The organism is Streptomyces sp. NPDC057702 (genome assembly GCF_042799315.1).
Taxonomy (GTDB): domain Bacteria; phylum Actinomycetota; class Actinomycetes; order Streptomycetales; family Streptomycetaceae; genus Streptomyces.
The window spans coordinates 37493-64492 of record NZ_JBHVJC010000037.1; the positions used below are offsets into that span (position 1 = coordinate 37493).

The 27000-nt window shown below is 73.5% G+C and carries 24 protein-coding genes; 17 read left to right on the plus strand and 7 right to left on the minus strand.

From position 1 onward, the window contains the following. Positions 1-192 precede the first annotated feature (192 nt). Positions 193-2361, minus strand: coding sequence for a serine/threonine-protein kinase (locus ACFVFR_RS25680; RefSeq protein ID WP_383705751.1), 2169 nt, complete (start codon positions 2359-2361; stop codon positions 193-195). An 820-nt stretch (positions 2362-3181) separates the two neighbouring features. Here ACFVFR_RS25680 and ACFVFR_RS25685 point away from each other — a divergent pair. Beyond that, on the plus strand, positions 3182-4615 hold the full coding sequence (locus tag ACFVFR_RS25685; protein WP_383705753.1) for a PP2C family protein-serine/threonine phosphatase: 1434 nt from the start codon (positions 3182-3184) through the stop codon (positions 4613-4615). A 740-nt stretch (positions 4616-5355) separates the two neighbouring features. Here the strand turns inward: ACFVFR_RS25685 and ACFVFR_RS25690 are convergent. Together ACFVFR_RS25690 and ACFVFR_RS25695 are read right to left on the minus strand one after the other, a co-directional pair. Beyond that, complete coding sequence (locus ACFVFR_RS25690) at positions 5356-6072, minus strand: hypothetical protein (protein WP_383705755.1); 717 nt, start codon at positions 6070-6072, stop codon at positions 5356-5358. A 348-nt stretch (positions 6073-6420) separates the two neighbouring features. Continuing rightward, positions 6421-6666 (minus strand): hypothetical protein, encoded by a 246-nt coding sequence (locus tag ACFVFR_RS25695; RefSeq protein WP_383705757.1) that lies wholly within the window; start codon positions 6664-6666, stop codon positions 6421-6423. A 755-nt stretch (positions 6667-7421) separates the two neighbouring features. Between ACFVFR_RS25695 and ACFVFR_RS25700 the strand changes: the two genes are divergently transcribed. Both ACFVFR_RS25700 and ACFVFR_RS25705 read left to right on the plus strand, forming a co-directional pair. Beyond that, a complete protein-coding gene (locus tag ACFVFR_RS25700) occupies positions 7422-7700 on the plus strand; it encodes a hypothetical protein (RefSeq protein ID WP_383705759.1) in 279 nt (92 codons plus the stop codon). 143 nt (positions 7701-7843) lie between these two features. Continuing rightward, on the plus strand, positions 7844-8302 hold the full coding sequence (locus ACFVFR_RS25705) for a cupin domain-containing protein (RefSeq protein WP_383705761.1): 459 nt from the start codon (positions 7844-7846) through the stop codon (positions 8300-8302). A gap of 451 nt (positions 8303-8753) precedes the next feature. On the opposite strand, the gene ACFVFR_RS25710 is transcribed toward ACFVFR_RS25705, so the two are convergent. Then, positions 8754-9083, minus strand: a complete 330-nt coding sequence (locus tag ACFVFR_RS25710; protein ID WP_383705763.1) for a winged helix-turn-helix transcriptional regulator — start codon at positions 9081-9083, stop codon at positions 8754-8756. A gap of 185 nt (positions 9084-9268) precedes the next feature. Between ACFVFR_RS25710 and ACFVFR_RS25715 the strand changes: the two genes are divergently transcribed. Continuing rightward, positions 9269-10186 (plus strand): NAD(P)-dependent oxidoreductase, encoded by a 918-nt coding sequence (locus ACFVFR_RS25715; RefSeq protein WP_383705765.1) that lies wholly within the window; start codon positions 9269-9271, stop codon positions 10184-10186. On the opposite strand, the gene ACFVFR_RS25720 is transcribed toward ACFVFR_RS25715, so the two are convergent. Continuing rightward, positions 10178-10612: a winged helix-turn-helix transcriptional regulator gene (locus tag ACFVFR_RS25720; RefSeq protein WP_383705767.1), complete on the minus strand. Its 435-nt coding sequence runs from the start codon at positions 10610-10612 to the stop codon at positions 10178-10180. The two genes, ACFVFR_RS25715 and ACFVFR_RS25720, sit on opposite strands and share 9 nt — an antisense overlap. An 82-nt stretch (positions 10613-10694) precedes the next feature. Here ACFVFR_RS25720 and ACFVFR_RS25725 point away from each other — a divergent pair, with 82 nt between their 5' ends. Beyond that, a complete protein-coding gene (locus ACFVFR_RS25725) occupies positions 10695-12161 on the plus strand; it encodes a DHA2 family efflux MFS transporter permease subunit (RefSeq protein WP_383705769.1) in 1467 nt (488 codons plus the stop codon). Positions 12162-12598: 437 nt separating this feature from the next. Here the strand turns inward: ACFVFR_RS25725 and ACFVFR_RS25730 are convergent, their stop codons facing one another. Then, positions 12599-13012 carry a winged helix-turn-helix transcriptional regulator gene (locus tag ACFVFR_RS25730; protein ID WP_383705771.1) on the minus strand — a complete coding sequence of 138 codons (414 nt, stop codon included), beginning with the start codon at positions 13010-13012 and terminating at the stop codon, positions 12599-12601. Between the two features lie 102 nt (positions 13013-13114). Here ACFVFR_RS25730 and ACFVFR_RS25735 point away from each other — a divergent pair, with 102 nt between their 5' ends. Beyond that, positions 13115-13750 carry an NAD(P)-dependent oxidoreductase gene (locus ACFVFR_RS25735; protein ID WP_383705773.1) on the plus strand — a complete coding sequence of 212 codons (636 nt, stop codon included), beginning with the start codon at positions 13115-13117 and terminating at the stop codon, positions 13748-13750. 183 nt (positions 13751-13933) lie between these two features. On the opposite strand, the gene ACFVFR_RS25740 is transcribed toward ACFVFR_RS25735, so the two are convergent. Next, the gene (locus ACFVFR_RS25740) at positions 13934-14734 is read right to left on the minus strand and encodes a GNAT family N-acetyltransferase (RefSeq protein ID WP_383705775.1); all 801 of its coding nucleotides are present in this window, start codon (positions 14732-14734) and stop codon (positions 13934-13936) included. 817 nt (positions 14735-15551) lie between these two features. On the opposite strand from ACFVFR_RS25740, the gene ACFVFR_RS25745 reads away from it, so the two are divergent. The 11 genes from ACFVFR_RS25745 to ACFVFR_RS25795 all read left to right on the plus strand — a co-directional run bounded on the left by ACFVFR_RS25745 (position 15552) and on the right by ACFVFR_RS25795 (position 26998). Then, the gene (locus tag ACFVFR_RS25745; protein ID WP_383705777.1) at positions 15552-16373 is read left to right on the plus strand and encodes a LuxR family transcriptional regulator; all 822 of its coding nucleotides are present in this window, start codon (positions 15552-15554) and stop codon (positions 16371-16373) included. Positions 16374-16903: 530 nt separating this feature from the next. Next, positions 16904-17818: a recombinase family protein gene (locus ACFVFR_RS25750; protein WP_383705779.1), complete on the plus strand. Its 915-nt coding sequence runs from the start codon at positions 16904-16906 to the stop codon at positions 17816-17818. Positions 17819-18213: 395 nt separating this feature from the next. Continuing rightward, positions 18214-18594, plus strand: coding sequence for a 3-hydroxyacyl-ACP dehydratase FabZ family protein (locus ACFVFR_RS25755; protein WP_383705781.1), 381 nt, complete (start codon positions 18214-18216; stop codon positions 18592-18594). A gap of 114 nt (positions 18595-18708) precedes the next feature. Then, a complete protein-coding gene (locus ACFVFR_RS25760) occupies positions 18709-19254 on the plus strand; it encodes a 3-hydroxyacyl-ACP dehydratase FabZ family protein (RefSeq protein ID WP_383705783.1) in 546 nt (181 codons plus the stop codon). Positions 19255-19830: 576 nt separating this feature from the next. After that, positions 19831-20091 carry an acyl carrier protein gene (locus ACFVFR_RS25765; protein WP_383705785.1) on the plus strand — a complete coding sequence of 87 codons (261 nt, stop codon included), beginning with the start codon at positions 19831-19833 and terminating at the stop codon, positions 20089-20091. 5 nt (positions 20092-20096) lie between these two features. Continuing rightward, positions 20097-21308: a beta-ketoacyl-[acyl-carrier-protein] synthase family protein gene (locus ACFVFR_RS25770; protein WP_383705787.1), complete on the plus strand. Its 1212-nt coding sequence runs from the start codon at positions 20097-20099 to the stop codon at positions 21306-21308. Then, entirely contained in the window at positions 21305-22477 is a 1173-nt protein-coding gene (locus tag ACFVFR_RS25775) for a beta-ketoacyl synthase N-terminal-like domain-containing protein (RefSeq protein WP_383705789.1), read from the plus strand. Before ACFVFR_RS25770 ends, ACFVFR_RS25775 begins: the two co-directional genes overlap by 4 nt. Next, positions 22461-23666, plus strand: a complete 1206-nt coding sequence (locus tag ACFVFR_RS25780) for a beta-ketoacyl synthase N-terminal-like domain-containing protein (protein ID WP_383705791.1) — start codon at positions 22461-22463, stop codon at positions 23664-23666. Before ACFVFR_RS25775 ends, ACFVFR_RS25780 begins: the two co-directional genes overlap by 17 nt. After that, the gene (locus ACFVFR_RS25785) at positions 23659-24588 is read left to right on the plus strand and encodes a beta-ketoacyl synthase N-terminal-like domain-containing protein (RefSeq protein WP_383705793.1); all 930 of its coding nucleotides are present in this window, start codon (positions 23659-23661) and stop codon (positions 24586-24588) included. The genes ACFVFR_RS25780 and ACFVFR_RS25785 overlap by 8 nt, the downstream gene beginning before the upstream one ends. Further along, a complete protein-coding gene (locus ACFVFR_RS25790) occupies positions 24585-26360 on the plus strand; it encodes an alpha/beta fold hydrolase (protein WP_383705795.1) in 1776 nt (591 codons plus the stop codon). The genes ACFVFR_RS25785 and ACFVFR_RS25790 overlap by 4 nt, the downstream gene beginning before the upstream one ends. Next, positions 26357-26998 carry a 2-hydroxychromene-2-carboxylate isomerase gene (locus ACFVFR_RS25795; RefSeq protein WP_383705797.1) on the plus strand — a complete coding sequence of 214 codons (642 nt, stop codon included), beginning with the start codon at positions 26357-26359 and terminating at the stop codon, positions 26996-26998. The genes ACFVFR_RS25790 and ACFVFR_RS25795 overlap by 4 nt, the downstream gene beginning before the upstream one ends. The last annotated feature ends 2 nt before the right edge of the window (positions 26999-27000 follow it).

The following is a 27000-nucleotide window of genomic DNA, read 5'->3' on the forward strand; positions in this document are numbered from 1 at the left end:
GTCCCCAACGGCCCCGTCCCCGCTCCCCGCCCGCCCCGTCTCGCGTCCGGGCCGGGTGCGCGCCGCGCGGCGGGTGCGCGCTGCCGCGCCGCGCGTGTCACGACGTAGGCGTCAGCCGCAGGCGCCCCGCCGCGTGCGCCGCGACCCCGCCGCCCTGCTGGGTCACCGCCCCCCCGCGCCCCGCTCCGGTGGCTACTTGTCCCGTGGGTAGGTGGCGATGACCTCGCCCCGGGGGTTGGCCTTGAGGTAGCCGGAGCCGTAGTCGTCGGACAGGTAGACGCTCATGCTGGGGCCGTCGCCGAAGGTGGTGGAGGCGGGGCTGACGACGAGGTAGCGGCTGGTCGGCTGGTCGACGTTGAGCGACTTGTCCGCCTTGCGCATCAGGTCCGGCAGGGCGTCCCAGTCGAAGGCGTTCAGGTCCACCGGCTGGGTGCCGGTCATCGTCGTGCCGCCCGCGCCGTCCCGGACGGCCGACTCGCCGCCCCGGTAGCTGAACCGGTCGTAGCGCTTGGTGCTGCCCTTGACGAGCGCCTCGGCCGAGATGTGCTCGGGGTAGACCACGAAGCCGGTGACCCTGCTGCCGCCCATGACCGGCCGCAGCTTGGCGACGGCCTGCCGGATGCCGTCCGGCGTGAGCAGGTTGGTCACCTGGTCGGTGCCGCCTGCGGGCGCGCCCGACGGGGGTGTCGAGGTCGAGGACGTGTCGCGCTGGGGCGTGGTGTCCGCCGCCGACTGGCCGGGCCCGGGTGTCTGGCGGGAGCCGGCGGCGCCCGTCTTGTCGTCGGGCCGGGGCAGCGCCACCCACAGCACCGCCGCTGTCGCGACCGCGGTGGCCAGCACCAGGGCGGCCGTGGTCAGCCGCCTGGTCCGCAGCCGGCGCCGCGCGGCGCCCGGGTCGGGGGCGGGCGGCGGGCTGATCCGGTACGCCCTGCTGTCGCCGAACCCGCCGCGCCCCGCAGTCCCCGCGCCGGTCGGCCCGGCTCCCGCGCCGGTCGACCCGGAGCGCGTGCCCGCGCCGGTCGCCCCCGAGGGAGAACCCGCCCCCGCGCCCAGCGGACCCACCCCGGCCCCCGCCCCCACGCGCGCACCCGACGCACCCGCGCCCTGGCCCGCACCGGCACCGGTCATCCCCGAGCCCGCACCGGCACCGGTCATCCCCGCGCCCGCCCCGGCACCGGCCGTACCCGTGCCGCCCGAGCCCGCCCCGACACCCGCCGTGCCGCTCGCCCCCGTCGTGCCGCCCAAGCCCGTGGTACCGCCCGTACCACCCGAGCCCGCGACACCGCCCGAGCCCGTCGCGCCGCCCGGGCTCCCCGCCCCCGCCCCGTGGCCCGCGAGCGGGGTCTGGCCGCTCGGTGGGGCCAGCGGGAACGAGGTGGGCGCGGGCGGCGTGTCGCCGGGGCCCGGCGCCGGGGCCGTCTCGTCCAGGTCCGCGGTGTTCATCGGGGCCGTGGTCCGTGGCTCGGGGCCGCCGGCGGCCAGCGCGCCGCCGGCGACGCCCGCCCCCGCGCGGGTACCCGCGCCCGTCGGGTCGCCCGTCGCCTCGGCCACCGCCATGGCCGTGGTGAGCATGCGGTCCAGGGTCTCGGCGTCGGGGCGCGCGTCCGGGTCGCGTACCAGCAGCAGCGTCAGCAGTTCGGTGAGCGGGCCGGCCTGGCGCGGCGGCGGCACGTCGTCGTGGAGTACGGCGGCGAGGGTGGCCAGCGTGTTCTCGCGGCGCAGCGGGTGGCGGCCCTCGACGGCGACGTACAGCAGCATGCCCAGCGACCAGAAGTCGGCGGCGGGGCCACCGGGCTTGCCCCGCACGCGTTCGGGGGCCATGTAGTCGGGTGAGCCGATGATCGAGCCGGTGGCCGTGAGACTGGTGGACTCGCGGATGGCGGCGATACCGAAGTCCGTGAGCACGGGCCGGCCGTCGCGCCGCAGCAGCACGTTGGCCGGCTTGACGTCGCGGTGTTCGATGCCGACCGCGTGCGTGGCGCGCAGCGCCGCGAGTATCCCGCCGCCGAGCCGGGCGGCTTCGGCGGGCGCCATCGGGCCCCGGTCGAGTCGGCCCTGGAGGGAGCCGCCGGCGACCAGTTCCATGACGATCCACGGGTACGCGTCGTCGCCGCCGTCCACGATGTGGTGAATGGTCACCACATTGGGGTGGTCGACGCGCGCCAGGGCGCGGGCCTCGCGCAGCACGCGGGCCCGCAGCAACCGGGCCGCCGCCGGGTCGTACTCGGCGAGCGCCGGGTCCGGCGGGCGCACCTCCTTGAGCGCGACGTCGCGGTGCAGGGCCAGGTCAAGGGCCCGCCACACCATGCCCATGCCACCGCCGCCGAGCCGTTCTCTCAGCTCGAAGCGGTCGTCGATCACTCGTCTCACGATGTCCCCCGGGGTTCCGCGGTGCGCCAGTGACGCCGTCAACGCCATCAAAAGGATGCGCCATCGGGCGGTCGGCCGAGCAAGAGGGTCGCACGTGCGCACGCCACCGCCCGGGCCCCGTCGCGCCCGCCTCCCACCCGACCACCCAACCCCCGCCCCCGTCCACCCACCGGGCCCCGCCCGCTCCCGCCCGGGCGGGTCAGGCCAGGTCAGGGCAGGTCACCGCCGCCGGGCCCGCCCCGGCCCGGCGCATCGCCCCCGCCCGCGAACACCCCCGCCCGCGCCGTCGCCCCCGGCCACCGGCCCCGCCCTACCGCCGCCCGGCCCGCCCGTTACCGCCGCGCCGGCCCACGCGACCGGCGAACGAACTCCGGGGGAACTCTTCCCACGGCGTGTCCGGCGCGCACGACGGGCGGGGCCGCGCTCGCGCGTGTGGCGCTCCCGCCAGGTGTCGCGGCGCCCCCGGTCGCGCGGTCCGGGAGCGGTCCCGACGGGATGGGGCATGCTCGCGGCCCGACCTTCCCGAGCCGGCTGACCCCCGGCCGGCTCACCTCCCGAACCTCCTGGACCCCCCGGCCCTCCGGGCTTCCCGAACCCCCCAGACCCCCCGGCCCCCCCGGGTCTCGCGGCCCCGTGGGGGCGCGCCAGTGGAGGGGCGCACACCGCCTCCCGAGGGGCAACGGGCGCGTTGCCGGCCACTTCTGCCCGTATCGCGTCACTGGAAGTAAGAAAGTGACTACTTGTGCCTTCGACGTCTGCGAGGGTGGCTACGATTCGCCCCCTCCCCGGGGGCCCATCGCGGAGGTGTGCGGTGCGCTCACACTGGGGTTGGCTGCTGGCGGCGGTATGCGTCGAGGCGGCCATCGCCGTACTCCACGTCCTCGTCGGCGGCGGTGCCCTCGCCGTGTTCCTGGTGGCCGGCCCGCTGCTGGCGGCGTACCGGCTCACCGCCACGCGTACGGCGGCGGTCGCCGGCCTGGCGGTGCTGCTCGCCGTGGTGCTGCCCGCTCACGCGGGCGACGCGGTGGGGCCGACGCGCGCGGACTACCTCAACGACGTGCTGGCGGTGGCCAGCGGCGGGCTGAGCGCGACGCTGGTGGCCAGCGCGCGGACCCGCTCCCGACGGGCCGAGGACCGCACCCGGCACGGGTACGCGCGCATGCGCCGCACGCACGCCCGCACCCGCCGCGCCTACGCCCGCACGCGCGAGGCGTACGCCACGACCCGGCACACGCTGCTGCGCACCCGGCGGCTGCTCGCCCACGTCCAGCGCGTCCACGCGCGCACCAGGGACGCCCGGGACGAGGCCCGACGCGCGCATCGCGAGACCCACCGGGCGCTGCTGCGGATGACCCGGATCGCCCAGCTCAGCCAGCAGGCCATCGTGCGCCCGCTGCCCCCGGCGATCGGCGACGTGGAGCTGGCCGTACGCACCCGCTCGGCCACCGAACACGCGCTGATCGGCGGCGACCTGCACGATGCGATCCTCACCCCGACCGGGCCGCGGCTGATCGTCGGCGACGCCAAGGGGCACGGTCTGGACGCGGTCCGGCTGAGCGCGGCGGTGCTGGCCGCGTTCCGACAGACGGCGGCGGCCGAGCCCGACCTGGCCCGGCTCGCCCGCACCCTGGACACCCGCATCGCGGGCGAACTCGGCGCCGAGGACTTCGTCACGCTGGTGCTGGCCGACTTCGCGCCCGGCGAGGTGCGCCTGGTCAACTGCGGCCATCCGCCGCCGCTGCGGGCCGGACGCGATCTCGAAGTGCTGGAACCCGCCGCCCCCTCACCACCGTTGGGGCTGACGCCCGAACCGGCTCTCCAGCGCGTCGTCCTGGCGCCCGGCCAGCGGCTCCTGCTGTACACCGACGGGCTCGCCGAGGCCCGCGACGCCAAGGGCGCGCTGTTCCCCCTCGACTACCAGGTGCGCGACGCGCTCGGCGGACCCACGCTGGACGCCTCGCTCGGCCGGCTGCTCGACCTGCTGTACGCGCACGCCGGCACGGCCACCGCCGACGACCTGACCCTGATCCTGGCCGAACCCGCCCCCTCGCCGGCGCCGAGCCCCGTCCCGCACCCCGGCGCCGAGCCGCCCACGAACCACACCGCGCCGGTCCGCCCGCCCCCGGCGTCCGGCCCGCCCCCCGCGCCGGAACCGCAGCCCGCGCCGATCGCCTCGGCCGCGCCGGTCGCGCCCGCCCCGTCGTACACCGCGCGCGCGAAACCCGAGCGGTGCCCGCAGGAGTGACGCGCGGCCTCCGTTTTCGGCCAGGTACGGCGGAGCTCCGGCGGCCCGCGCGAAGCGCCCGCGCGCCGGGTGCGACGTCCGCCGCGCGGGCGTCGGACCCGCGCCAGATACGTCCGGTCACCACCACCGGCCGCGCCCCCGCCTTGATCGGCCACCGTCAAGTCGAGCGCGGATACCCAGAGTTGGACGGTACGTAGAGCGACCGGGGCAGATGGGAGGAGGGGTACCGGCGAACATCGGCTGAACCGTACTCGTATCGACGGGGGTCAAAGCGGCTGTGTACTACAGCTGATGCGGTACGCACGAGATCAGCCGGATGACCGATGCGGTCCGCACAGGGTGCCCCGTACCGTAGTGGTCCCGCGTTCTTTCAGGGCGGGCAACGGGTCGGGAGCGCCCGCCACGCACCGGACCCGTTGGATTCCCCGACCGGGGAGGCCCACGTCGCCTCCTGCTCCGGCGGGGACTGGGTTGAGGGTCCTGGCATCGCCAGCCGGGGCCCTCAACACTCGGACAGCCGCCGTCGTGGCCGCCCCCACCCCCGCCCTCCCGCACGCCTTCCGGTCTCGACCCGACCCCCGCGTCTGCGAGCGTCCCGGCCTCCCGGGTGGTCGGCCAGGGTGCGGCGGGCCCCGCCCCGGTGGGCACGCCGACGGCCCCGCCGCCCGCTCCCCCGGCCGCCCTCCCCGGTCGCGCCGCTCCCCGGGTCGGCCCGGCCGGCCGCTGGGCCCGTGGGCCCGTTACTCCGCCTCGCTGACGCGCAGTTCGGCCAGGAAGGCCCGGGTGTCCCGCGCCGTCTGGTCGGGTGTCGGGCGTGGTCCGGAGGTGATGACCGGCTGGGCCGTGACGGTCGCGGCCTTGTTCCCCCAGACGCACCGCGCGCTGGTCGTCTCCGCCACCTCGTACCGCACGCACCGCAACGTGCCGCCGATCGACCCCGGGTCGTAGCTCCGCGTCGCGTCGGACGTGACGTCCGTGCCGAGGATCATGGAGACGGCGGCATCGTCCTCGCCCGGATCGGAGACGTCGATGATCGGATCGAGGTCCAGGGTGATCGCGTACGCGCGCTTTCCGTTCGTGTCGCGGTACGTCGCGCGGGCCGTCCGATGCGTGGCGTCGCGGTTCTCCGTCCGCCCGATCTGCTCCCACACGGAGTCGCCCTCGTCCGCGAGCCGGTAGGCGCCGAACCCGGTCGGGAACTCGGCGGTGTGCCGCACGGGTTGGTCCGACCCGTCGTCGCCGACCACGAGCCAGACCCCGATCGCCCCGGTGGCGACCAGAACGGCCGCCACCGCCCCGCCGACCAGACGCCGCCGCCGGCGCCGTCGGTCGGCCGTCGCCCTGAGCGCCGCCCAGTCCAGGGGTGGCGTGCCCGCGTCGTCGCTCGCCGCCGGGTGCGCGGGCGAGCTTGCCTGGGACATGTCATCAGCCGGTGCCGCGTCGTTCGTCATGCGCATCCCCCCGAGTGGTCGGCGACGCGGCGTTCGGCGGCGGCCGAACCCCACGCGCGCACGGCCGCCCCGGTGCGGGACCGGTCACCGAGCGCCGTCGCCCGCCCCACCGTAGTTCCGAAGATCACCCCGGGGCCACGGAGTTCGGCACCGACCTCGCGTGACCCGTCACCGGCGCCGGGTGGGCGCGCTCGCCAGGCCCGGGGCCGCGCCGCCACGCGGGTGAGCTGACGGGTGCACCTTCTCGCGAGGGGCGGGACCGCCCGGGGGCGAGCCGGCCGTACGGGCCCGGTGGGCGCGGGTGCGCGCGTTGACGGTGCACCGGTCAGGTGTCGCTAGGCCGGGCGCGACCTTCTAGCCGGCTTCGGGGGTGTGCCCCGACTCCGGGGAGCGGAGCCCGTCGGCGTCGGCCGTCCACTCGATGCCGCCACCGACGGGACGGAGGAAGGCGATACGTTTTCCGTCGACCTCGGGGTCGAACAGGAGATCTTCCACGCTGTGGACCGACTGGAGCACACCGATCCGGTCGGCGAGTGGGTCGTACGCCCGCTCGCCCGGCTGGGGTCCGTGGTATCCGGAGTCGCTCATTCTGATGGTCATGCGTCCCCTTTCGCATTCTCGTCGCGGCCGTAAGAGGGTTCGAGTGGGTTCTCGTATCGGGAGCGGCATGTGGTGTCTATTCCCCGTTTTGAACAACTCCCCCCGAACGAGCGCTGAATTACGAGGGGAAAACGCGGCCGAAGAAACGCTTCTCGGCCATTCGCGCTCCTCCGCGCCCGCCACCCCTCGCCCGCCCGCGCGGCCACCGCTACGCGTTGACCAGCCGTGTTGGCCACGGGATGCGGTCGCCTCGGCACGGTGGGTCCGCTCACCCCGCGCTCGGTCGACGCCCCGGGCGCGGAACTCTCCCGCCGCGACTCCCATTCCCGCGACCGACCGCGCCCGTGCCCACAGCGCGTACGCGCGAGCCGTCGCGGCCCGCGCCACGGAACCCCGTATTTCACTACCGCGCGGTAGATTCCCGCCGCTCGCCCAACCCATTTCCCACGCCCCGGATATGTCCCTGAAGCACGGCTTTTCTCGCGCCCGAGCGCGCCCCCCGCGGGCGTTCCTCACCGTACGCGTCCCCAGCGTCGCGCTCCGCCGCGCGGGGCGGCAGCGCATCCCCGGCCAAAAGCGGAGGCCCGCCCCCGCGCTTCCCGCGCTCCTCCGGGCGGCGGCGGCACCCCCACACCCCCGGCCCGCCTCGCGTGCGGCGCCCCGAGCCGGCGTGAGGGCCCCCGGGCCGACGTTGGCCGATATGCGACGATCACCGCTGACGGAAACCCATCGGACGGCGCTTCTCGGGGGAGCTCATGCCACGGCCTGACGACGACTACGAGCCGGTCTTCAAGAAGAGCAAGTGGGGGACCAACCGGTACGTCTACAACGCCGACAACCCCGTGGGCCTGGCCCTGATCATCCTGAGTTGCGTCGTCGTCGTGGTGTTCCTGTACCTGATCACGGCGAGGAAGGGGCCCTTCGCCCTCCCCGAGTCGACGCCCCCACCGACGTACACCCCGTCCACCTTCACCTGGGACCCGCCCCCCGTCGCCCCGCCCACCACCACCACCCCGCCCACTCCCGACAACTGACCGCCAGGCCGGGCGGGTCGGGGCGATTGGCCCAGGAATCCGGAGCCGGAGTGACCTCCGGGGGCGGTCACTCCGGTTCGTACGGTGGGGGCATGGATACGCCGACGCCTTCGGGCCCCCTGGGGGATGCCTCCCCTTCGCTGATGCTGACACGGCGGGATGCCGCCGAGACCTGTGCCGATCCGAGCGGCGTGATGTCGCTGTTGGGCGAGTCGGACGGGTTCACGAGCTACCGCTCCCGCTTCGCCGAGGGGGCGGTGGGGGCGCCGGCCCACTTCCACACGAGGGCGACGGAGCTGTTCTTCGTGATCGGCGGCTCGTTGCGGGTGCTGGTGGGGGAGGAGGTCACGGTTCTGGACGCGGGTGACTTCCTGGCGGTGCCACCGCGCACACCGCACGCCTTCGCGGCGGCGCCGGGTGCCGAGGCGGACGCCCTGTTCGTGTTCTCGCCGGGGCTGGGCCGGTTCGACTACCTGCGCCTGCTCGGGCGGGTGCTGCGGGGCGAGGCCGACCCGCGGGAGATCGCCGAGTCCGCGGAACGGTTCGACAACCACTACGTCGACAGCCCCGCGTGGCGCGCCGCGCTGGACGCCACGGTGTGAACGGCCGGGCGCCACGGTGCGGGGCGGCGCGGTGCGGACGCGACGGCGCGATGTGCCCGCGTCGCGTACAGGTGTCGGGCAGCGGTGTCGCGCGCCCGCGTCGCGCTTCGGTGTCGCGTACGGGCGCCACGCACCGCTCGGCGCGCCGGCGTCATGTGTCGGTGTCGGGTGACGCCGTTCTCGACTAACGCCGGCCGTGGACTGGGGAATTCGGGGGGCGATTCCGAACACGGGCCGCGTTCTGCGGTCTTCGGGCGGGGCGGGAATTGGCGTGGGGCGGGGCGGGCGGCCCGATCCGCCGTTTCCGGGCGGTCGCGCGGGAGGGGCGCGCCGTCGTGTCGGGGAATGTGGTGGCGGCAATTCACGACGCGTGACCGGTGTCGTACGGAACGGCGGCCCTTTCCGGCGGGCCGGTGGTCACGGCCGGGTGGCGGGCGGTGGACGCGGGGCGTCACGGAATGGATTCGAGGCGTTCCATGTTGTCCTCGCCCCACTGGCCGAGCGGGGTCAGGACGGCCAGCAGCGAGCGGCCGAAGTCGGTCAGCGAGTACTCCACCTTGGGCGGGACCTGCTGGTGGACCTCGCGGTGCACCAGGCCGCTGGCCTCCAGCTCGCGCAGTTGCAGGATCAGCATCCGCTCGCTGACGCCCTCCACGGCACGGCGCAACTCGCCGAAGCGCAGGGGCCGCTCGTCGAGCCAGAACAGGATCAGCCCTTTCCATTTGCCGCCCATGACGTCGATCGCGGCATCGAGTCCACACGTATAGCTGCGCTTTTTCACCGGCGATTCCCCTGACAAAAGTGTGCGTACCCAACAGAAATGTAGGTACTTGCGGAAGTCGAAGTGCCCTCGCAGCATGGAACAGGCTGAGCGGCGCGATCGCAACAACGTGTACGCCGCCCCGTGTTGAGCCGCCTTTTCCCGGCTCCACGCGCAGGACATTCCACCGCTGACAGGAGCACCGCATGACCGAGCAGCATCGCGTTCCCGTGACCGTCGTCGGCCTGGGCCTGATGGGTACGGCGCTCGCCGAGGCGTATCTGGACGCGGGGCATCCGACCACCGTGTGGAACCGGACCGCCGCCCGGGCCGCGCCGCTGGTGGCCCGGGGCGCCACACACGCCCCCACCCCGGCGGCGGCCGTCGCGGCCAGCCCGCTGACCCTCGCCTGCCTGACCACCTACGAGGACACGATCGCGGCGTTGGAGCCGGCCGGCGCGGCGCTGGAGGGGCGGGCCCTGGTCACCCTCAACAGCGGGTCGCCCGCCGGGGCCCGACGGATGGCCGCCTGGGCGGGCGGGCACGGCGCGCGCTATCTGAGCGGGGCGATCAAGAACGTGCCGGCGGCGGTGGGCGCGCCGGACACCCTGCTGTACTACGGCGGCGACGGTGCCGTGTTCGCGGAGTACGCCGACACGCTGCGGGTTCTCGGTGGCGACACCGTCCACCTGGGCGAGGACACGGACCTGGCCGCGCTGTACGAGATGGCGGTGGGCGGCACCCTGTTGCCCGCGCTCGTCGGCTTCTTCCAGGGCGCGGCGGCCCTCCAGTCCCGTGGGCTGTCGGCCGCCTCGATGGTGCGGTTCACCGTCAAGTGGCTGGAGATGGTCAACTCGGTCCTGCCGGGCCTCGCCGACGAGATCGACCGCGGCGACTACACCCGCCCCGCCTCGTCGGTGGGCATGTTCCTCGCCGGGGCGGGCCACGACAAGGAGTTCGGCGCGGAGGCGGGCCTGGACGTCACCTGGCACGAGCCCTTCCACGACCTGCTGCGGAAGGCGGTCGCGGCCGGACACGGCGACCACAGCATCGCCGCCCTGACGGAGGTGCTGAAGCGACCCGGGCACGCGGGCCGGCCCGCGCCCGGCGGGGTGTCAGCCTGATCGGTGGCGTCGGCCGTCCGCCGGGGCGGCCGGCTCCTCGGGCGCCGCGCCGGCGGCCTCGTCGTACGCCGCGCGCGCGTGGGCGATGACGCCGCGATGCCGCTCGGCCCAGTCCACCAACCCCGACAGATACGAGTACAGCTCCTCCGCGACGGGCGTGAGGCCGTACTCGACCTTGGGCGGCACGGTGGGGTAGACGGTGCGGACCAGCAGGCCGTCGCGCTCCAGCCGGCGCAGGTTCAGCGTGAGCATCCGCCGGCTGATCCCCTCCACCGCGCGCTCCAACTCGGTGAACCTGACCGGGCCACGGGCCGCCGCGACCAGGATGCTGATGCTCCACTTGCCCGCCACATGGTCCAGGACCTCCACCAGCGGGCACGCCTCGGCGATGACCTGACCGGGTACACGCGTGTGCCTGTGGGACATAAAAGTGCCTCCTTCCGCACCGGGCCAAGGGTTACAGAAGATGGCCGCTGTAACAAATAGTGCCCTTAAGGGAGGCGTCACCATGTCCCCATCCGCCACCCGGCGCAGTGCGTCACCGTGGCTGACCGTCGCGGTGCTCTGTGTCGGCCAGATGATGATCGTCCTGGACCAGAACATCGTGAACGTGGCGTTGCCCGCCGTGCAGAACGGACTCGGGTTCTCCTCCGAGAACCTCGTCTGGGTGGTCAACGCCTACGTCATCCCCTTCGGCGGTCTGCTGCTGCTCGCGGGGCGACTTGGCGACCTGGTCGGCCGCAAGGTGGTCTTCCTGACGGGGATCGCGCTGTTCAGCGTCGCCTCGGTGGCGTGCGGGGCGGCCACCAGCGAGTCGATGCTGATCGCGGCCCGCTTCGTCCAGGGCGTCGGCGGGGCGGTGGCCTCCGCCTGTGTGCTCGGCATGGTGGCGACCATGTTCGAGGGGCCGCGCGAGCAGGCCCAGGCGATCGCGGCGTACAGCTTCGCCTCGGCGGGCGGGGGCGCGGTCGGGCCGCTGCTCGGCGGGCTGCTCACCGACGCGCTGAGCTGGCACTGGATCTTCTTCATCAACGCGCCCATCGGCGCCGTGCTGATCGTGGTGGCCCTGCGCGTGGTCCCGCGCGACCGGGGCGAGGGGCTGGGCAAGGGCACCGACTTCCTGGGGGCCTTCCTGGTCACGACCGGGATGACGCTGCTGGTCTACACGATCGTGGAGGCGGAGAAGATCGGCTGGGCCGCGCCCCGGACCCTGGTGCTCGGCCCGCTGTCCCTGGTGTCGCTCGTCGGCTTCGTCGTCCGGCAGGACCGGGCCGCCCAGCCGCTGCTTCCGTTGCGACTGCTGCGCTCGCGAAGCCTGGCCGCCGCCAACATCGTGCAGTTCCTCATGATCGCGGGCATGTTCGGCCTGCTGTTCTTCGGCACGCTCTACGTCCAGCGCGTGTTGGCGTACGACTCGCTCCAGGCCGGCCTCGGCTTCGTCCCCATCGCCGTGGTGATCGCGGCCATCTCGCTGGGCCTGTCCGCCCGGCTGCTCACCCGGTTCGGTCCGCGACCGGTCCTGCTGCTCGGGCTCGGCCTGGTCACCGTCGCGTTCGTCCTGCTCTCCTTCGGCCGGGCCGACGGCACGTACGTGGTGGACTTCCTGCCCGCCGGCCTGGTCATGGGCCTGGGCGTGGGGCTGGCCATTCCGGCCATGATGGGTCTGGGCATGGCGGCCGTGACGCCGGCCGAGTCCGGCATCGCCTCCGGGCTGTTCAACACCACCCAGCAGATCGGTGGCGCCATCGGCCTCACCGTGCTCAGCAGCTTCGCCAGCGCCCGCACCGAGCACCTGGCCGCCGGCGGGGCGAGCGAGACCGACGCGCTGCTCGGCGGCTACCACGTGGTGTTCCTGATCGCCGCCGGGTTCGCGCTGACCGCCCTCGTCGTCGGCGCCGTACTCCTGCGCCCCCAGCCACCCGCCGCGACGCCGCACGAGGGCGCGCCGCGCGCACGGGACGCCGCCCTCTCCTGAGCGCCAGCCACCCGCGACGGCCCGCCCCCCTCCCCTGGGGCGGGCCGTCGCGGCGTTCGGCGCGGTGGTGTCGGCTCGCCGGCGGCTTCCGCTCACGCACCGGACGGACGGATGGCGCGGTGGCCAACTCTCCATTGTCCGCCAGCACGTTGACGATTTCCCGGCCCGGGGGCCCGGGGGCCCGGGGGCCCGGGGGCCCGGCGGCCCTGTGACCCGGTGCCCCGGCGGCCCGCGTCCGGCGGGCGCCGCCGCTGTCTCGGCCGAACCCGCTGCCTGATCGCATCCGTCCGCGCGGGCGAGGTCACCTCCCTGGGCGCGGAACCGTTCCGACGGCCGGTTCGACGCTCGTGTCCGGTCTCGCTGAGGATGAGGCGGGGTGATGCTCTGACCTGGGGTGCCTCAAGTTGAGTGAGACGCTTCTGGAGATTCCGTCTCGGTCACGATGACGTGTCTGGCCTGGGGCAGGAGGTCGCGTGGGCCGGCTCGTTCGGCGGGTGGTGCGCTTCGTGGGCGTCGATGAGCTCGTCCAGGTGTGCCTCTGCCCAGGTGCGTGCCGCGTCGATCAGGTCGAGGAGACTCCGGCCGAGCGGCGTGAGTTCGTACTCGACGTGGCGGGCGGGTCCGGCGTGGACCGTTCGGACGATGAAGCCGTCACGTTCCAGCGCCCGGAGGGACTGTGTGAGCACCTTGGATGTGATGTTCCGTAGGGGGACCCGTAGTTCGGAGAACCGGCGGGGGCCGTCCTCAAGGCACTGAATGATCATCCCGGCCCATTTGTCCCCCACTCGGAACGGCACCAGGTCAGAGGGGCAGAGCGGGTCGAACATGTCCGGGTCCAGGGGCTTGGGCACAGCGCCAGCGTAGTGCGGTATCCAGGAGGTAACCACGAGTGTGGCTACCTTGCTCGGGCAGGTCGGCGAATAGATCTTCTTGAGGCGCGAGCGAGGTAGTCCATGGGCAAGGTCCTTGTTTTCGGTGCGGGCGGGCGAGTCGGACGGTCGGCTGTCGATGAGGCTCTCAGCCGGGGGCACCACGTCACCGCGGTCGTCCGGAACGCGTCCAGGTACCCGGACATGGAAGGTGCGGGAGTCCGCCTGGTGAGCGGTGATGTCACTGACGCAGACGCTGTCGCCGATCTCGCGGCCGGGCACGATGCCGCGATCATGGCCGCGTACGATGCCGGCGCGCAGCCGGACGTCTTCTTCACAGCCGCGACCCGCGCTCTCCTCGATGGGCTGGCGCGGGCGGGGGTGGGCCGGTTGGTCGCTGTCGGCCTGGCGGCAACACTGGAGACTGGCGCGGGGACGGCTCTGATGGACACTCCTGGCTTTCCGCAGGAGTACCGGCCCCTCTGCCTTGGTCATGCGGCCGGGACATCTGTGCTGCGTGCCGCGGTGACTCCGCTGGACTGGCTGATCATCAGTCCGGCTGGTGACTTCGATCATGCCGGTGCGGGCTCCGGCCGATACTCCACGGCAGACGTCGATATGGCCAGTCGCATTTCCCACGGCGACTTCGCGATGGCCCTGCTCGACGAGATCGACGTCCCTCGTCACCACCGCGCGCATGTCGGTGTCGAAGGGGCCTGATCCAGCCGATGCCCCAGAGTGACAGGACAGCTCCGCTCCTGAACAGGGTTACCACATAAGGGAGTTGGGAGTCCGGTTGACGTTTCCCCTGAGTGCCGGAGTGCCGGAGTGCCGGAGTGCCGGGGCGCCGGAGTGCCGGGCGCCGGGTCGTTCCGGCCGCGCGGGTCGCGCGGCCGGGGGTGGTCAGCGGCCCAGGTGGTGGCTCCACGCCTCGCGGCCCGGCTCCTCGGGCTCGTCCGGGTGGGGCGTCGGTGTCAGGAGGGCGCCCGTCCTCGCCCAGCCCCAGGAGGTGAACGCCCGCCGCGCCGGCAGGTTGCTCGCGTCCAGGGTCGCGGTCGCCAGCGGGCCGTCCGCGCGGGTCAGGAGCTGTTCCATGAGGCGGGTGGCGATGCGCTCGCGGCGACGCGTGGGGACGACGCACAGTTCGGCGACGCTGAACACCGGCCGGGAGTAGGTGAGTTCGTCGATCTCGGGCGGGATGCCCGCCTGGAACCCCGGATGCCACACCCGGGCCCGGTCGGCCTGGAAGCCGTACGCGAAGCCGACCAGTGTGGGCGTACTGGCGATGATCATGTCGAACCCCGGCTGGCCCACCTGGTCCGCGAAGAGGTCGAGGAACGCGCGCCGGCCGTGTCGGCCCGACGCGGCCGGCGCCCGGTCGGCCAACCCGCTCCCGGCCAACCCGCCGCCCCCGGCCCCGCTCCCCGTCAACCCGCCGCCGGCCAGTCCGCCGCCGGCCAGTCCGCCGCCGAGGCCACCCCCGGCCGGCCCGCCACCGGTCCGGCCGCCCAGTCCGCCGCCGGACGGCGTGGTGCCCGTCGAGCCCCCCAGCCCCGCACCGGGGCCCGTGACGGCCGGGTTCGCCCCGTCCGCCGTGCCCACGCCAGGTGGCTCGCGGTACGCCGTGACGTACAGGTCAGCGACGGCCTCCCGCTGCTGTTCCGCCTGCCACCTGGTCAATCGTCGTAGGAACACCTCGGCCACGCATGCCTCCCCGCCCTGCCCACCCGTGTTCCGCCCGTGGTCCCCCGCCGTGCCCTGTCCCGCCCCGTCGCCCCCCGTACGGTCCTGTCCGGGCCTTCTCGGCCCCGACCGGCGTACGTCCCCGGGGGGTGGGCGGGGCACGTCGCGAACGCGCCGTGCGCTGGCCCATATCGTGGCAGCGCGGCGGCGTTGGCGAAACACCCGGAGCGGGGCGAGCCGCGTCGCGCGCCCGGGGCGCGTTCGCGGCGCCAGCGCCTCCGCCCGGCCCCCGCCTCGGCTCCCCACCCGCCGCGCGCCGCCCGGCGCCCACTCCCGGGGCCCGGCCTTCGAGGCTCGCGGACCACCGGCCGTCGGCCGGCCCCCGCCGTCCGCAGGCCCCGTGCGCGCGCTGTGTACGTCGTGAAAAGGGGCGAACGTGACGTGGGTCCCCCGAGAAAGCGGAACTCTCGTGAGCGTGCGGTTACACGGTGTTACGCGAGGTGCGTGCGGTGATCGTCGATCACGCATACCCCGATCGACCGGGGAGTCGTTGGCGGTGCGATAGATATTTCAGACCGCTATTGTTGAATCTCGTAATGGATGCATTTTGTTGACGTCGCAAGTTGTGGCCGTGTAGGTTTAGTGGCCTATTGTGCGGTTACCACGGGGGCGGTCGCGCGATTTCCTTGCGTTGCGGTCGGCGTCGACGGTCCGTTCGGCGTGCGATGTCAACGGCCGTGCTATCGCGAATTGACTCTCAACTTACCCCCGGGTTCACCTCACGTCGAGAGATCGTGCTCGACACAATGAGGATTCATAGCTGTTCAACGGGGTGAGAATGTCGACTTCCAGGCCGATCGCTGCGGTTCCCGATCCGCCCGACCGGCCGCCGTTGCCGGATATGCCGCGAGCGCGGGCGCAGGAGGTCGACGACGTCGACGACGCGCTGCGCCAGGTGCGCGAGCTGATCGAGACGGTGGTGACCCGACACCAGGTCAGGACGCTGGACCAGTCGCTGCTGGTGACCACCGAGGACACCGACACCGCCGTGCGGGCGCTGGATCGGCTGGTCGCCAACGCCGAGCGCAGCGTCTCCGTGCTGGTGCCCGCCAACTCCACCGCCGTCAAGGTGTTGACGCGCGTCCTGGAGAACCTGGCGGGGCGCTGGGCCGGCTCGGTGCGGGTGCGGCTGATCTGTTCGCCGGAGGTCGCCATGGCGCACCGGCTCGCCGAGTTCGAGCACGCCGGCGGCGGCGCGCGGACGGTCCAGGTGCGGCTCGCGGGGGAGTCGCAGCGTGGGCTGGTCATCATCGACGACCGGGTCGCACTGGTGCGCTCGGACCCCGAGGCGGGTGACAACCAGGCGTCCCTGGTGCGCGCGCCGGTGGTGGTCAAGGCCCTCCAGGACATGTTTATGAGTAACTGGCAGCGCGCCATTCCGCTCACCGAGTACGAACAGATAAGCGCGTACTTGCGTGGCGGCTCCGGCGCGCAGATCCTGCGTTTTCTCTACGAGGGATACACGGACGAGGCGGCGGCCCGGGAATTGTCGATTTCCGTGCGCACCTACCGCCGTCGGGTCGCCGAAATCATGCGCGCGCTCGGTGCCACCTCCCGGTTTCAGGCCGGCGTGTACACGCTGAAGATGGGGCTCCTGTAGCACATCGACAATGGGTCGGTCGGAGGGCTGTCGCGCAGGACGTGGCAGCCCTCCGGGGCATTGTGCCCCACTGATGTGGTGCAGGGTGTACCGCGTTTTCGGAGCATCCTGTACCGCTTTTCCGGAGCACGCTGCGCCGCATTTGTGGAACGCGCTGTGCCGTAGATCGCTGGTCGAGACAACAACTTGCCACCACTGATATGCGGTCCTCGGAAACCGCCTTTACCCGCTGGCATCTTGTGGACTCCACGTTGTGCCCCGCCTGGTGGTCGACCTAGCGTGAGAGTCATCGCGGGAGAGACGTCGACCTGGCCTCTCCGGAAGGCCGGTCCACCCCGCTGAGGGCCCTGGTCAGGCCCATCGAGCCCGTACCGCCCACCACCCACCCGGCCGTCGTGTCGCGACGACGCGGCCCGCGGGGGGCGGGCGGGCGCGGCACGCCACGAGTCACCGTTCACGCCACTGTCCGAGCGGGGCGCGCCGCCGCGCTCCGCACGATCACACGACGCACATGACTACGGGGGAGTTTCATGCATCTGTCGTCGCCGGTCCATGACCGAATACCCGCCCCACGGCCCACACTCGGCGCCGTCGGCACCCACACCAAGGACACGTCCGGGCGCGCGCACGCCAAGGACACGGGCGGGCGTGGCGGCAAGCCGCGCATCTGGGGCCGCCCGCCGTACGGCTACCGCGCCGTCGCCGGCCCGGAGGGGACCGGGCTGCGACTGGTGCCCGACGAGCGCACCGCGCCCGTCGTACGCCGCATCTTCGACGAGTACCTGGACGACCGGGGCCTGCAGGTCATCGCCGAGGGGCTGACCGCCGACGAGGTGCCCAGCCCCGGTTCGCACGGCCCGCGCACCGGCGAGGGCGCCGCCTGGTCCAAGAGCGCGGTCCGCGCGATCCTGGTCAACCCCCGCTACGCCGGCCACCCGTCGGCGAACGGCCACGACCAGGGCGCCGCGCTGTGCACACCGGTGCTGTCGAGCGAGGTCTTCGACCGGGTGCGGGAGCGCTTCGAGGCCCGCCGCACCCGACCCGAGCGGGCCGCGCCGGCCACCGCCGCCCGCGCGTACGCGCTGCGCGGCATGGTCCGCTGCGCGCGCTGCAACCGGCTGATGCAGGGCACCTGGAACAACGCGGAGCCCTACTACCGCTGCCGCTTCCCGGCCGAGTACGCCACGGCCAACCAGATCGAGCACCCGCGCAACGTCTACCTGCGCGAGCAGAGCGTGCTCGGCCCGCTCACCTCCTGGCTGCGCTCGGCCGCCGCGCCCCAGTGGCGCCTGCCGGCCCCGCGCGCGACCGAGGGGCACGTACGCCTGGAGGCGTTCCGCGCGCTGGGCGTCCGCATGGTCTACGACGACGCCACGCGGCTGCTGCGGGTCAAGGCGGCGGCCGGCCCGGACGGCGCCGTGCTGCGCGGCGCGCTCGCGCTCTGAACTCGCCGTGCCCGGCGGCCCATGGGGGTGGGCCGCCGGGCACGGCGGACGCCTCGCGTAGCGTTCACCACGGGAGGTCGGCGCGAGACCGGTGCCGGCGACCCGGGACGCCTTCGGGGAGGAGGCGCGGGGGAGGAAGCACGTGGCGCGGCTCCGGGGGCCGTGGCGCGCGGGGGAGGAACACGGGGGTACGTCGCGTACGCGCGGGGGCGCGAAATGGGGAAAGCGCCCCGCCGTTGGACCGCGTTTCGCCGGAATGCCGGCGACACACTCGACACATTCGACACGCACATTCGACCCCGCACGCGCGCACGCGCGGGTGCGGAAAGCGAAAAGGGCGCCGATCGGCGACCCGATGTCCATGACCTGATCGTGCGGAAGCTGGCGAACTGAAAATGAGCGCGGTAGTCCTGTTGCCCGGCGCCGAGGTGGTCAGCCTCGACGCGGGCGCTATTCACGTCCGAATCACCGTCGACCCGGGTGCGCCCGTCTTCGCGGGGCACTATCCGCACTTCCCGTTGCTGCCCGGGGTGTTCACCCTGGACGCCGTCGACCACGCGGTGCGACTGCACGCCCAGCGCACGGACGGCGCGCGCACGGCGCTCGCCGAGGTGCGTTCCGTACGCTTCGCCGCGCCCGTCTACCCGGGCGACGTCCTGACGGTGGAGTGCGCGATCACGCTCGGCGAGGACGGCGAGCGCGACGTACGGGTGCGCTGCCGCACCGACCGGGACAAGGCGTCCACACTGCGCCTGCGCTACCGCGACGCGGCCTGACCCAGACCCGGCGGCCCGCGCCCGCGCGGCCCGACCACCTGACCGACGGCGCGCAGCGCCGCACCACCCAGAGCCGGCCACGCGCCGGGAGACGTACGACGGAGTGTGGTTCGTGTGACCGACACCGAGTTCGGGCCCATCGGCCCGCGCCGACTCAAAGACCTGATCCCGCACCGCTTCCCGATCCTGCTGGTGGACCGGGTCGACGAGGTGACCCCCGGCGAGCGGATCGTCACCCGCAAGGCCGTCTCGGTCAACGAGCCCTGGTACCGGGAGCTGCCCGACGACACGGCGGACGCCGGCTACGCCTACCCGGTGGCGCTGCTCATCGAGTCCTGGTGCCAGAGCGCCGCGCTGCTCGCCGCCTGGGACCAGGACCCGGACGCGAGTGACGGCCAGGTCGCGCTGTTCGGCGGGATGAGCGGCATCGAGATCGTGGGCCGGGCGCTGCCCGGTGACGTACTGCGCCACGAGGTGCGCATCAGTCGCGCCTTCGCCGGTACGTGGTTCTTCGAGGGCGGCACCAGCACCCTGGACGGGACCGAGGTGCTGCGGGTGGACTCCGTGATGACCGCGATGCGACCCAGTTCGGTACTGGCCCCGCCGCGCGAGGAGGGCGCCGAACCCGTCGCCGACGCCCCGGCCCAGCCCGTGAGCTGACGCCCCCTCGGCCCGTTTCGGCCCCCGCGTCACCACCCGGCACCACCGGCGGACGCTTCCCGCGCCGGCCCCGACGCCGCTCCCCGCGCCGGCCCCACCGGAAATCCGCGCCTCACCTCGCGGGCACCGGTCGGGGCCGGCGCCGGTGCGTGGTGGGCCGGGCGACCCGGGTGACAGCCCGCCGACACCCCCCGCGCGCCTTGGCCCCCGTGGCCCCGTAAGGCCCCTACGGCCCACCCGCCCCACCACGCCGCGTACCGGAGGCGACACCGTGCGCCGTCACCGGTCCGCACCGCCCACCCGGTATTCGGATACCGCTCGGAAAGATGTCACCGAACGGCAACAGATATCGCGGTCTCGTTATTCGCGGGTAACGGGTTATTAATTATCGAACGACCTTTGTGGTGTGGCACACAGTGGGCTCGAACTGGGCCGCCGAAAAAGCGCTGTTGGGCTATCTGTGAACACCCATCGATGGTGGCTCGGGCGGTCCCGCGCTGCCTAATATCGAAGTGTCGGAACGGGCCGGATGGCAGTTCCGAATTCCCCGGAGAAACCTGAGAAAGGTGCCCTTAAATGACGACTGCCACCAAGCAGGAGCAGCTCGACGAGATCCGCGAGATCGTCGCGGAGGTGCTGGAGCTTGAGCCCGAGGAGATCTCGGAGACCAGCCACTTCATCGAGGAGCACGAGGCCGACTCGCTGCGCGCGATCGAGATCCTCGCCCGCCTGGAGAAGAAGTACAAGGTGGAGATCCCGCAGTCGGAGCTCCCCAAGATGATCAACCTCACCGAGGTCTACAACGTGCTCGCCGAGCACGCTGGTTGGCAGGGCTGAGCCTCATGTCACTCCGACGGGTAGTCATCACCGGCCTGGGGCCCGTGTCGAGCATCGGGATCGGGGCGTCCGCCTACGGCGAGGGGCTGCGCGAGGGCGTCAACGGCGTCTCGCCGATCGCCTGCTTCGACCCCACCGGATTCCCCTACATCATGGCCGGCGAAGTCCACGCCTTCCGGCCAGAGGACATGGTCCGGCGGCTGTCTGTCGACGAGTGGGGCCGTACCAGCCTCTTCGCGGCGTCCGCGGCCCGCCTCGCGGTCGCGGACGCCGGGATCGACGAAGACGAACTGGCCGCCTCCCGCGCCGGATCGAGCATGGGCACCACCGGCGGCGAGTCGCAGGTGCTGGAGAAGCTCACCGAGGACTCGCTCACGGCCGGCATGGGCGGCCTGGACGCGGGCCTGGTCCGCCAGGTCTCCAGCGCCCGCCTCTCCCAGGCCGTCAACCGCGAACTGCGCCTGACCGGCGACGCCGTGACGCTGTCCACCGCCTGCTCGGCCAGCAACTACGCGCTGGGCTACGCGTACGACCTGATCCGCACCGGTGAGGCGGACTACATGATCGCCGGTGGCGCGGACTCGGTCGGCCGCTGGTCGCACGCCGGGTTCTACCGGCTGGGCGCGCTCACCGAGAAGGCGTGCTCGCCCTTCGACAAGGACCGCGCCGGCATCATCACCGGCGAGGGCGGCGCGGCGATGTTCCTGGAGTCGCTGGAGTCGGCCCAGGCGCGCGGCGCGCGCATCCATGCCGAGGTCCTCGGCTACGGGCTCAACTGCGACGCCAACCACATGGTCGCCCCGAACCGGGACAGCATCGCCGAGTGCATGCGCATCGCGCACGCCAACGCGGGTGTCAAGGCCGAAGAGGTGGACTACATCTGCGCCCACGGCACCGGAACGCCGGCCAACGACTTCGTCGAGGCCAGCGCCGTCGTGGACGTCTTCGGGGAGAACCCGCCGCCGATCAGCTCCACCAAGTCGATGCTCGGCCACACCATGGGCGCCGCCTCGGGCCTGGGGGCCATCGCGTCGGTGCTCGGCATCGCGGGCTCGTTCCTGCCGCCCACCATCAACTTCAACACCCCGGACCCGGACATGCCCAAGATCGACCCCGTGCCGAACAAGGCACGCGCCGCGGACGTGCGGATCGCCCAGGTCAACGGCTTCGCGTTCGGTGGGAACAACGCCATCGTGATGCTCGGGAGGCCCGCGTGAGCACCGTCACCGCACCCGCGTCGGCACCCGCCACGCCCGGCACCACCTCCACCGCGCTGGCCATCACCGGCTTCGGTGTCCTCTCCGGCGCCGGCATCGGCCCCGAGGCGCTGGCCGCCGCGCTCGCCGCGCCCACCGGCCCGGTGGACGTCGGCGAGATGTTCGAGGAGGAGCTGCCGCGCCCCGAGGCCCACGCGCTCGTGGACTTCAAGGTCCGCGACCACCTCGGCCGCAAGGGCACCTCGTTCTTCGACCGCTCCACCTCGCTGGGCATGGTCGCCTGCAAGGAGGCGCTGGCCGACAGCGACCTGGAGGTCGACGACGACAACCGGGCCCGTATCGGCATCACGCTGGGCACCACCGCCGGCAGCGCCAAGTCGACCAGCGACTACAGCAAGGACACGTTCGTCCAGGACCGGCCCTACCTGGTCAACCCGCTGCTGTTCCCGAACGCGGTGATGAACTGCGCGGCCGGCCAGTCGGGCATCAAGTTCGGCCTCCAGGGCCCCAACGCCACCATCGCCGGCGGCCCGATGGCCATGCTGAACGTGCTGCGCTACACCCGCAACCTCATCAACTGCGGTTACGCGGACGCCCTGTTGGCCGGCGCGGTCGAGGAGTTCAGCCCACAGGAGTCGTGGGCCGTGCACTACGCGCAGTCCGTCTACGGCGGTGACACGGCACCCGGTGAGGGCGCGGCCGTCTTCGTCGTCGAGAACGCGGAGGCGGTGCGCGCCGCCGGCCGCACCCCCGACGCCGAGGTCCTCTCCGTCGAGGTCGGCGTCTTCGACCCGCCGGGCCCCGACGGCGAGTTCAGCCGTGGGCTCGGACTGTGCATCAGCCGCGCCCTGGAGCGGGCCGGCGTCACCGCGGCCGACATCACGACGGTGGCCACCGCCGCCAACGGGATGACGGTCCTGGACGAGGCCGAGGAGCGCGCCATCGGCGCGATCGTCGGCGAGGACGTCGCGCGGCTGCGGGTCAAGGAGGCCACCGGCGAGGCGTTCAGCGCCTCCGGCGCCTTCCAGCTCGCCGCGCTGCTCGCCCGACACCGGGCCGAGCCCGCGCGCGACGGCGAACTCTCGCTGATCACCACGCGCTCGGCGGAGGGCGCGGCCGGTGCGGCCGTCGTCAGGGGGTGGGCTCGTGTCGGTGGCGATCACGGGTAGCTCCATGGTGAGCTGCCACGGCGATCTCGACGCCACGTTCGACGCGCTGGTCGCCGGGCGCGGCGGGGCCTCCCCGCTGCGCCTGGGCGACCCCGCCAAGCTGAACGTCACCCACGGGTACGGCATCGACGACGCCACCGAACGCGCCTACCGCGCGGCCGTGGCCACCGCCACCGCCGGCACCCCGACCGACACCAGCGCCGGGACCGCCTTCGGCGTCGGCGAGGACGTGCGGCTGGCCGGCCGCTGGCTCGCCCAGGCCGTCGCCGGCGCGCTGGCCGAGGCCGGCGTGGACCCGGGTACCAGCCGGGTCGCCGTCATCGTCGGCACCGGGCTGCGCGAGCTGCGCGCCGTCGAGGAGTGGCACGGCGACAGCGCCGCGCTGCGCCTGGCCCAGCTCCACTTCGACGAGGCCGTGCGGTCGGTGGCGCCGGGCGTCACCGAGGTACACACGCTCGCCAACGCGTGCGCCGCCTCCGGCTACGCCCTGGCGCTCGCCGCCGACCTGCTCGAACTCGACGAGGCCGACGCCGTCGTGGCCGCCGGCTGCGACACCCTCACCGAGTCGATGCTCACCATGATCGGCCGGGTGGGCACGGTGACCGCCGAGACGGTGCGCCCCTTCGACACCGACCGGGACGGGGTGCTGCTCGGCGAGGGCGCCGTGGCCGTCGTCCTCGAACTCCCCTCCGACAAGCCGGCGTTCGGCCTCGTACGCGGGGTCGGCATCGGCTGCGACGCCCACCACGAGACGGCGCCCGACCCGGGCGGCGTGCTGGCCACCATGCGCGAGGCGCACCAGCGCGCCGGGATCACGCCCGCCGAGGTGGACCTGGTCGTGGCGCACGGCACCTCGACCGCGCTCAACGACCCGACCGAGGCCAGCGCGCTCGTCGAACTCTTCGGCGACGTGGCGCCGGCCGACGCGCCGGCCGTCACCGCCATCAAGGGCGCCATCGGCCACACCTCCGGCGGCGCGGCCCTGATGAGCCTGCTCGTCGCCTGCCGCGCCATGCGCGAGGGCACCGTACCGCCCGTCACCGGGCTGCGCGCCGCGATCCCCGAGGCCGAGAAGCTGGCGCTGGTCGTCGACCGGCCGCTGGCCGCCCGGCCGCGCCTGGCGCAGGTCAACGCGTTCGGGTTCGGCGGCGTCAACGCCGTCACCATCGTGGAGGCCGTCGATGCCTGAGACCCGCACCGCGACCCGCCCGCAGGCGCCGGCCACCCGGCGGGCCGACCAGCCGCTGGCCGTCGCCGGCTGGGCCGTACACGTGCCGGGCCTGTCCCTGGCCGAGCTGCCCGGCTCGCCCGAGACGGCGGCCTGCGCGCCCGAGGACGCCAAGGACGTCCTGGGCCGCAAGGGCCTGCTCGGCAAGGAGCCCGCCACCCGGCTGGCGCTGTGCGCCGTGCACCGCGCGCTGGGCCTGCCCTCGGGCAAGCTGGCCGAGCCGCTGCCGTACGCGCCGGGCACCGCCGTCGTCGTCGCCTCCAACCTCGGCAACGTCGAGACCGTCTGCACGGTCCTGGACGACATGCGCGAGCGCGGCGGCGGCGCCGTCAGCGTGCTGGACGCGCCCAACGCGTCCAGCAACGTCATCGCGTCCTCCATCGCCATCCGCTACGGCTTCACCGGCCCCAACCTGGCCGTGTGCTCCGGCGCGAGCGCCGGCCTGGACGCCGTGCGGCTGGCCCGGCTGCTGCTGCTCGCCGGCCGCGCCGAACGCGCCGTCGTCGTCGGTGTCGAGCCCGCCGACCCGGTGGCCCGCGCGCTGGCCGCGCTGCGCCCCGGCGCGCCCGGTGAACTGGTCGCCGGCGCCGGCTGCGTGCTGCTCGGCCGGCCCGGCGCCTGGCCCACCGACACCGGCCTGACCCTCGGCCCCGTCCACCACGAGTCCACCGAGCCGGACGCCCTGTGGCAGCCGTCGGTGGGCGAGCTCTACGGCGCGCGGGGCGTGGTGCACCTGGCCGCGGCGGCCGCCACGCTGGCCGACGACGGCCACACCGGCCCGTCCGCCCTGACCGTGGGCTGCGGCGACGCGGACGACGCGTGGCGCAGCGTGGACCTCTCCCGGGCCGGCGCGGCCCAGCGGGAGACGGGGGCGGCGGCATGACCGCGCGGGACGGCTGGACACAGGTCGCGTCCCAGGGACCCGTGCAGGTGTGGCGGGGCCCCGGGTCGGGACCACCGGTCGTCGCCGCGCACGGCATGGAGGACGGCTGGAAGAACTGGCGCGGCGTGCTCGACGCGCTGCCCGGCCACACCCCGTACTCGCTGCACCTGCCCTGGTCCGGCGGTACCGACTACGCGTGGACCGCCGACGGCAGCCCCCGGGACTGGCTGCGGCGCGCCCTGGCCCTGGTGCCCGAGCGCCCCCGGGTCCTGCTCGGGCACTCCTTCGGCGCCAACGCCGTCCTGGCCCACCTCGCCGAGGGGGGCCAGGAGCCGGACCTGGAGGCGGTGGTGCTGGTCGCGCCGTTCTACCGGCCCGCCGGCTTTCCCCTGAACGACCAGTTGCGGCTGCGTTCGGTGGCCGCGCTGCGCCGCGTGCTGGTGGAGGGGCTGCGCGTCTCGCTGGGCCCGCGCGGCGCCCGGATGGACCGCGAGGTGCTGGCCCTGATGGAGGCCAAGCTGCTGGACCGGGCCGTGGCCGGCGCGTTCCCCGTCTTCTACGAGGCGTTCCGCGACTCCGGCGACCTCGACCTGTCCCGCGTCACGGTGCCGACGTTGATCTACGTCGGGCCGGGCGACGAGGGCCTGACGCCGATGCGCGCGCGGGCCCTGGCCGACGCCGTGCCCGCCGCCACGCTGCGCAGCCGACCCGGCTACGGCCACTTCTGCCACATCGACCGGGCGGCGGAGATGAGCGCGGAGGTCGCCGACTTCCTCCGCGACCCCCGGTCCGCCGCCGACTCACCCGAAGGAGGAACAACCGTGACTGAACTGCTCGACGGGCAGCCGACCAGCTATGTCGGCCAGCCCCGCTACGAGGGTGCCAACATCCGCACCTGGATCGGGTTCAAGCACTTCATGTACCTGGTCGAGGAAGGGGTGTTGCAGTACTTCCGCGACCGTGGCGTCGGCGCCCGCGACATCTACCACCGCTACGGCCTGGGCCTGGAGGTCGTCGACTCCTCCGTGCAGCTGCCGGTGGCCCTGGAGGCCGAGGAGCGGGTGTACGCCACCGTCGTCTCCGGCAAGCCGAAGCCGGGTCAGGGCGCGCCGTTCAACGTGAGTCTGACCGTGGAGCGCGCGGGCGAGACCGTGACCGTCCTCAAGGGCAAGGTCCAGGTCGCGCTGGTCGCCGTCAAGGACGGCTCGGGCTCCGAGCCGGTGCCCGCCATCCTGGAGCCCTACGTCGTCCCCGACGTCTCCGCGCTGGCCAACTCGGCCAGGGCCACCCTGGAGGTCCCCGCCGGCGCCACCGTCGCCGACGTGCTGGCCCCCGAGGGCTCGGGCGCCTACCTGTGGGACTGGCGCGCGCCGTACTACTACTGCCACTTCTCCGACCGCCTCCAGCACTCCGCGTACATCCGGACCATGGAGGAGGTCGTGGACCGCTTCCTGGCCGACCGCGGCCTGGCCGTCGGCACGCTGCTGGACGAGCGCGGCTGGATTCCGGTGGTCTCCCGGGCCCGCGTGCAGCTCCTCTCGGACATCTACATGGAGGAGACGGTGCACACCGTCTTCAAGGTCGAGGACATCCTCAAGGACACCATGTACACCGCGCGCATGGACTGCTACGTGCGCCGGGGCGACACCCTGGAGCGCGCCGCGACCGGCACGATCATGCACGGGTACGCCATCAGCCGGGGCGAGCAGGCCGGCACGGTCGCCGTGCTGGACGAGGCCACCCAGGCGACGCTGCTCGGGGGTGCCGCGTGAGGAAGCCGCCCCGCCTGTACTTCTCGCTGCGCTCGCCCTTCAGCTGGATGGCCGTGCGTCAGCTCGAAGAGCGCGTCCCCGGCGCCCAGGACCTCATCGAGTACATCCCGTTCTTCGAGCCCGACGCCACCAGCAGCAAGGCGCTGGAGGAGCAGGGCGGCGAGTTCCACTACGTGGCCATGAGCAAGGCCAAGCACCTGTACATCCTCAACGACACCAAGCGCCTGTCGCAGAAGTACGGCTACCCGATGAAGTGGCCGATCGACAAGGGCGACGAGTGGTGGGAGCTGCCCCACCTGGCCTGGATCAAGGCCAAGGAACTGGGCGTGCACGGCGCGTACTACACGGCCGTGATGGCCGCCCGCTGGGAGCGCGGCGAGGACATCTGCGACCGCGACACGCTGCGCCGGGTGTGCGTGGACGCCGGGCTGGACGCCGAGGCCCTGGTGAACGCGCCCGAGGAGGCGCACATCCGGGAGGCGGGTGTGCAGGCCCTGATGCGCGTGTACGAGGACGACGTCTTCGGCGTCCCCTACTTCAAGGTCGGCCGGCACCGCTTCTGGGGCCTGGACCGGCTGGACGACTTCGTGACCACGCTGGAAGAGGCGTTGGCCACCGCCGCGAGCAAGGCCGCGTGAAG

Bases quoted from the DNA above. Each gene is read 5' to 3' on its own strand.
- ACFVFR_RS25690 (WP_383705755.1), bottom strand. From the start codon at position 6,072: ATGCGCATGACGAACGACGCGGCACCGGCTGATGACATGTCCCAGGCA.
- ACFVFR_RS25695 (WP_383705757.1), bottom strand. From the start codon at position 6,666: ATGACCATCAGAATGAGCGACTCCGGATACCACGGACCCCAGCCGGGC.
- ACFVFR_RS25700 (WP_383705759.1), top strand. From the start codon at position 7,422: ATGCCACGGCCTGACGACGACTACGAGCCGGTCTTCAAGAAGAGCAAG.
- ACFVFR_RS25705 (WP_383705761.1), top strand. From the start codon at position 7,844: ATGCTGACACGGCGGGATGCCGCCGAGACCTGTGCCGATCCGAGCGGC.
- ACFVFR_RS25715 (WP_383705765.1), top strand. From the start codon at position 9,269: ATGACCGAGCAGCATCGCGTTCCCGTGACCGTCGTCGGCCTGGGCCTG.
- ACFVFR_RS25720 (WP_383705767.1), bottom strand. From the start codon at position 10,612: ATGTCCCACAGGCACACGCGTGTACCCGGTCAGGTCATCGCCGAGGCG.
- ACFVFR_RS25725 (WP_383705769.1), top strand. From the start codon at position 10,695: ATGTCCCCATCCGCCACCCGGCGCAGTGCGTCACCGTGGCTGACCGTC.
- ACFVFR_RS25735 (WP_383705773.1), top strand. From the start codon at position 13,115: ATGGGCAAGGTCCTTGTTTTCGGTGCGGGCGGGCGAGTCGGACGGTCG.
- ACFVFR_RS25745 (WP_383705777.1), top strand. From the start codon at position 15,552: ATGTCGACTTCCAGGCCGATCGCTGCGGTTCCCGATCCGCCCGACCGG.
- ACFVFR_RS25750 (WP_383705779.1), top strand. From the start codon at position 16,904: ATGCATCTGTCGTCGCCGGTCCATGACCGAATACCCGCCCCACGGCCC.
- ACFVFR_RS25755 (WP_383705781.1), top strand. From the start codon at position 18,214: ATGAGCGCGGTAGTCCTGTTGCCCGGCGCCGAGGTGGTCAGCCTCGAC.
- ACFVFR_RS25765 (WP_383705785.1), top strand. From the start codon at position 19,831: ATGACGACTGCCACCAAGCAGGAGCAGCTCGACGAGATCCGCGAGATC.
- ACFVFR_RS25770 (WP_383705787.1), top strand. From the start codon at position 20,097: ATGTCACTCCGACGGGTAGTCATCACCGGCCTGGGGCCCGTGTCGAGC.
- ACFVFR_RS25785 (WP_383705793.1), top strand. From the start codon at position 23,659: ATGCCTGAGACCCGCACCGCGACCCGCCCGCAGGCGCCGGCCACCCGG.
- ACFVFR_RS25790 (WP_383705795.1), top strand. From the start codon at position 24,585: ATGACCGCGCGGGACGGCTGGACACAGGTCGCGTCCCAGGGACCCGTG.